Genomic DNA, 5,019 nt, shown 5'->3' on the forward strand with positions numbered 1-5,019 from the left:
GGGCGATGTTGCTGCCGGGGGCCGCGACATCCACCCAGGGGTCCGCGACGGTGCCGTAGTTGGACCAGCTGTACCGGCCGTCGGCGCTGGTCGAGCCGGCGACGGCGATGGCGTTGGGGTGCCCGGCCGGGTAGCTGCGGGCGCTGACCCCGGAGTTGCCGGCCGAGGCGATGACGACGGCGCCCTTCGCGACGGCGTAGTTGACGGCGTTCTCGGTCAGCCGGCTGTAGTCGGGCCCGCCCAGGGACAGGTTGATGACCTGCGCGCCCCGGTCGGCGGCATAGGTGATGCCGGCGGCGACGTCGTCGTCGTAGCCGGAGCCGTTCCCGTCCAGGACGCGTACGGGCAGGATCTTGCAGTCCCAGCACACCCCCGCGAGGCCGGTGGCGTTGTTGCCCTTGGCCGCGATGACGCTCGCCGCCTTGGTGCCGTGGCCGTTGACGTCGGTGGCGTCGCTGTCGTCGCTGACGAAGTCATAGCCGGGCAGCAGCCGGCCCGCCAGCTCGGAGATCGGGCTGACCCCGGAGTCGACGACGGCGACGGTGATCCCGCTGCCGGTGGAACGCGACCAGGCGGCCGGCTGGGCGGTCCGCGTGGCCCCCCACTGGTCGGCGAAGGCCGGGTCGTTCGGCGTGACGTCGGTGATCCGGACCTGGTGGTTCAGTTCGGCGTAGGCCACGCTCGGGTTGCTGCGCAGCTGCTGCAGGGCCGCGCTCAGGTCGGCGGCCGGGACCGTGACGCCGGCCGCGGCCAGCCGGCCGATCGGGTCGGACTCCAGCACCTCGATGCCCGGCCGGGCGTCCAGCTGGCCCACCACCGCGGTCGTGCTCGCCCCGGGCCGGACCCCGACGATGATCGAGGACGTGCCCGGGACGACCGGGTCCGCCGCGGCGGCGGGCAGCGCGCCGAGGGCCGAGGACAGAACGGTCAGGGCGGCTGCCGCTGTGGCGGCAGCCTTGGTGCCGGGGCGCCGGGACCGATTCGACATGGGACTGCTCCGGGGGGAGGGGAACCCCGTGGCGGGCACGTCACAGGTGAGGACACCATCGGCCCCCGCACCCCGTCCTTGAGGAGAATCAGCCGTCGCGGCGGGTGAAGGTCATGATCCAGTTGACCGGGTCCCAGGTGCGGCCGCCGTCGAAGGAGAATTCCTGCTCCCAGCGCGCCGACGTGGGAGTCATCGCCGACCACAGGAAGCGGACCAGCGCCGGCTTGCCGCCGATCTCGTCCTCGCCCAGGAAGACGCCCCGGCCGTCCCGGAAGCGGCCCTCGACCGGCGGGTCCAGCCGGCCGGGGTTGGTCGTCGACGACCACCAGATGCGCCACAGGTCGGCCCCGGGGTCGTAGAGGCGCAGCGTCAGGCCCTCGAACGAGCGCCCGTCGGGCAGCGTCGCCGTGACGGTGTCGACGTTGCCGGCACCGGCGAGGACCGGCCGGGCCTCCCCCAGGCCCTCGAAGTCGATCCAGTCGGTGCAGTCCCGATCGGTGACGTCGGCCAGCTTGTGGTGGTGAACCGTCCAGCGGCCCATCAGGAAGTCGAAGTCGGTGGTGCCGTCGTGTGTCATGCCGAGACCGTATGGCCGGGCTGTGTCAGTACCTGTCAGGGTTGAGCGGCATGATCAGCGCATGCCTGCCGGTCGCCTGTTGTCGATGCTGTTGCTGCTGCAGACCCGCGGGCGGCTGTCCGCCGGCCAGCTCGCGGCGGAGCTGGAGATCTCCGTACGCACGGCGTACCGCGACCTGGCCCGGCTGCAGGCGGCGGGGGTGCCGCTGTACGCCGAGACCGGCCAGCACGGCGGGTACCGGCTGGTCGAGGGCTACCGGACCCGGCTGACCGGGCTCAGCGGCGGGGAGGCGCGGGCGCTGTTCCTGGCCGGGTTGCCGGCCCCGGCGGCTGACCTGGGGCTGGCCGAGGAGGTGGCGGCGGCCCGGCTGAAGCTGCTCGCCGCGTTGCCGGCCGAGCTGCGTGACCAGGCTGCCCGTACGGCGGCGGTGTTCCACCTGGACGCCCCCGGCTGGTATCACGAGGCGCGGGCCCAGCCGTTCCTGACGCTGCTCATGGACGCGGTCGTGGCGCAGCTCGCGGTCGACGTGGGCTACCGGCGGTGGCGGGCGCCGCAGGAGGTCCAGCGGCGGCTGCGGCCGTACGGGCTGGTCCTCAAGTCCGGCACCTGGTATCTCGTGGCCGCCACCGGAGACACCGCCCGGGCCGCCACCTACCGGGTCGCCCAGTTGCGGGAGGTCACCGTCACCACCGAGCGTTTCGAGCGGCCGGCCGGCTTCGACCTGGCGGCGCACTGGGCGGCCTACCTCGCCGAGTTCGAGGCCCGGCGGTTCACCGGCACCGCGACGATCCGGCTGTCCGCCGACGGCCTGGCCCGGCTGCCCGACCTGCTCGATCCGGCGGTGGTACGAGCGGTCGCCGAGTCCGCGGGCGAGCCGGACGCGGACGGCTGGGTGACGGCGACGATCCCGACCGAGAACGTCCGGCACGCCTGTCAGGAGCTGCTGCGCCTCGGGGCCGAGGTGGAGGTGACCGGGCCGGCGGAGCTGCGCCGGGCCATGGCCACGACCGTCACCGCTCTGGCCCACCGCTACGGCGCGACTCGCTGACCGGGCCGGGCAGCAGGTGGCGGCGGCCGGCCCACACCACCGCGGCCAGGCCGGCCCCGCACACCGCCGCGGTTCGGAAGCCGGCCTGGTAGCCGTACCGCTCGATCACGAACCCGCCCAGTGCCTGGCCACCCGCGTTGGCCGCGAAGATGGCCGTGGTGATCCAGCCGAAGGCCTCGGACAGCCGGCGCGGCGGCACGAGCCCGTCGAGCAGGGTGTTGTGCGCGGTGACCTGTGGCACGAGGGTCGCCCCGGCCAGCACGACGCCGACCGTCAGGGCCGGGGTGCCGCCGACGACAGCCGGCAGCACCAGGAACAGCCCGAACGCGGCCATCAGCGCCGGCAGGCGGACCGGCAACGCCCGCGGCCAGGGCGCACGCTGGTAGACCACCCCGCTCAGCACCGACGTGATCGACCACAGGCCCAGCAGCACCCCGGCCAGCTGCGGCACACCGTTGGCCCGGGTGCCGGCCGTGACCCCGACCACGACGAAGCCGATGGTCAGCCCGAAGGCGCAGGTGGCGACGAGCAGAACGGCCAGACCCGCCGCCCGCAGGCCTTCGTCGGACCGGGCTGTGGCCGCCGAAGGCGCGGTCGCGCCGCGGTGTGACCGGGCCGCCGCCGTCAGGGCGAAGCCGACCGCGGGGACCGTGCTCAGCGTGACGGAGATCAGCAGGGCCGATCCGGGCCACAGCCAGGTGGCGAGCACGGCGGCGACCGCGGGACCGAGCAGCCAGCACATCTCGAAGCTGATCGCCTCGTAGCTGTAGGCGGCGTCGCGGACGGGACCGGCCGGGACGAGGTGGCTCCACATCGCGCGGGAGGCGACCTGCACGGTCGGCAGCATCGCGCACTGCACGGCGGCCAGGACGGCCAGCGGCAGGGTGGCCAGGCCCGCGTCGACCGCGACGAGCACGGCGGCGCTCAGCAACGCGTACGGGGCGGTGCAGGTCAGCAGGGTGCGGGTGGTTCCGTACCGGTCGAGCAGTCGGCTCTGCGCGATGATGCCCGCCGCCGTGCCGATCAGGCCGGCCGCCGAGATCGTCCCCGCGACGGCGTAGGAGTCCGTCCGGGCCGCGACATAGAGCAGCAGGCTCAGGTTGTTCATCGAGAACCCGAAGCGGCCCAGCAGCGACCAGGCGGCCGCCGGCAGCGCTCCCGGGACGGCGAGCGCGGTCCGGGCCGATGCCGTCACGGGATCACGCCACGGGCATGAGCGGCAGGCGGACCGCCGGGGGCAGGGGCCGCGGGCCCGGCTCGGCGGAGAAGCCCTGGATCAGCAGCGCGGCGAGGCGGCGGGACGCGGCGGCCGCGGCGGCCGGTGACGAGGCCCGGATCCCGCTGTTGGCCATGAGGATCAGCACCAGGTCGTCGACGACGAAGTCGGGGCGGAGTTTGCCGGCGGCCTTGGCCCGGCGGGCCAGCTCGGTGACGGAACGCAGCGCCCGTTCGCGGGTCGCGGTGAAGTCGATCGCGTGCGGGAACGACGACATGAACGCCGCGGTGAAACCCCGGTCCTGGGCGTGCAGGGCGCACACCGTCTCGATGAGGTGGCAGAAGCCGCGCCACGGGTCCGGGTCGGCCAGGCCGTCCTCCACGGCGGCCGTGCAGGCGTTCATCTGCTCGGTGAAGGCCTCGGTGACCAGTGCTTCCTTGGTCGGGAAGCGCCGGTAGAGGGTGGCCGGGCCGACCTCGGCGCGGCGGGCGATCTCGCGCATCGACACGTCCAGGCCCGCGCTGGCGAACGTGCTGCGGGCGACCGAGAGGATCCGCTCGCGGTTGTCCCGGGCGTCGGAGCGCAGGGTGTGAGGCAACCGTTCCGGCATACGTCTCACTTTAGCTAAACGGACGGGGTGCTCCGCTAGCGTCCGGACCATGAGAGCTCTGCAGTTCAGCGAGTACGGCCCGGCCGGCGTCCTGCGCATCGCCGAGGCACCGGAGCCGCACGCCGGGCCGGGCCACATCCGGATCGCCGTGAAGGCGTCCGGAGTCACGCCCGCCGACTGGTACCTGCGGTCCGGCCGGTTCCGTGACTGGATGCCCCTGACCTTCCCGCACGTGCTCGGCGCCGACGCCGCCGGAGTGGTCGACGAGGTCGGCGCCGGGGTCACCGGGGTCCGGCCGGGTGACGCGGTCTTCGGCGTCGTCGACGTGGCCCGGCTCGGCGGCGGGAACGCCGAGTACGCCGTCCTGACCGGCTGGACGGCCAAGCCGGACGCGCTGAGCTGGGAGCAGGCCGGTGGCGCGGCCGCGAACGTCGAGACCGCCACCCGGGTCCTCGACCGGCTGGGCGCCGGCCCCGGCCTGACCCTGTTGGTCGAGGGTGCGGCCGGGGGCGTCGGCTCGGTCGCTGTGCAGCTCGCGGTGGCTCGCGGCGCGACGGTCATCGGCACGGCGAGCGCCCGC

At 74.3% G+C, this 5,019-nt stretch carries 6 protein-coding genes; 2 read left to right on the forward strand and 4 right to left on the reverse strand.

Annotated features, from left to right (window positions below):
* Together AB0C29_RS33150 and AB0C29_RS33155 are read right to left on the reverse strand one after the other, a co-directional pair.
* On the reverse strand, window positions 1-988 hold a 988-nt coding region (locus AB0C29_RS33150), incomplete at its 3' end, for a S8 family serine peptidase (protein ID WP_360828642.1).
* A gap of 88 nt (window positions 989-1,076) precedes the next feature.
* Window positions 1,077-1,565, reverse strand: coding sequence for a hypothetical protein (locus AB0C29_RS33155; protein ID WP_360828645.1), 489 nt, complete (start codon window positions 1,563-1,565; stop codon window positions 1,077-1,079).
* A 61-nt stretch (window positions 1,566-1,626) separates the two neighbouring features.
* On the opposite strand from AB0C29_RS33155, the gene AB0C29_RS33160 reads away from it, so the two are divergent.
* Window positions 1,627-2,613 (forward strand): transcriptional regulator, encoded by a 987-nt coding sequence (locus tag AB0C29_RS33160; protein ID WP_360828647.1) that lies wholly within the window; start codon window positions 1,627-1,629, stop codon window positions 2,611-2,613.
* Here the strand turns inward: AB0C29_RS33160 and AB0C29_RS33165 are convergent.
* Window positions 2,576-3,808 carry an MFS transporter gene (locus AB0C29_RS33165; protein WP_360828649.1) on the reverse strand — a complete coding sequence of 411 codons (1,233 nt, stop codon included), beginning with the start codon at window positions 3,806-3,808 and terminating at the stop codon, window positions 2,576-2,578. The two genes, AB0C29_RS33160 and AB0C29_RS33165, sit on opposite strands and share 38 nt — an antisense overlap.
* Before the next feature lie 4 nt (window positions 3,809-3,812).
* The gene (locus tag AB0C29_RS33170; RefSeq protein ID WP_360828652.1) at window positions 3,813-4,439 is read right to left on the reverse strand and encodes a helix-turn-helix domain-containing protein; all 627 of its coding nucleotides are present in this window, start codon (window positions 4,437-4,439) and stop codon (window positions 3,813-3,815) included.
* 49 nt (window positions 4,440-4,488) lie between these two features.
* Between AB0C29_RS33170 and AB0C29_RS33175 the strand changes: the two genes are divergently transcribed.
* The coding region (locus tag AB0C29_RS33175) for an NADP-dependent oxidoreductase (RefSeq protein WP_360828655.1) at window positions 4,489-5,019 on the forward strand (531 nt) is incomplete at its 3' end.

Source organism: Actinoplanes sp. NPDC048791 (assembly GCF_040650095.1).
Taxonomy (GTDB): domain Bacteria; phylum Actinomycetota; class Actinomycetes; order Mycobacteriales; family Micromonosporaceae; genus Actinoplanes.

Bases quoted from the DNA above. Each gene is read 5' to 3' on its own strand.
- AB0C29_RS33155 (WP_360828645.1), bottom strand. From the start codon at position 1,565: ATGACACACGACGGCACCACCGACTTCGACTTCCTGATGGGCCGCTGG.
- AB0C29_RS33160 (WP_360828647.1), top strand. From the start codon at position 1,627: ATGCCTGCCGGTCGCCTGTTGTCGATGCTGTTGCTGCTGCAGACCCGC.
- AB0C29_RS33170 (WP_360828652.1), bottom strand. From the start codon at position 4,439: ATGCCGGAACGGTTGCCTCACACCCTGCGCTCCGACGCCCGGGACAAC.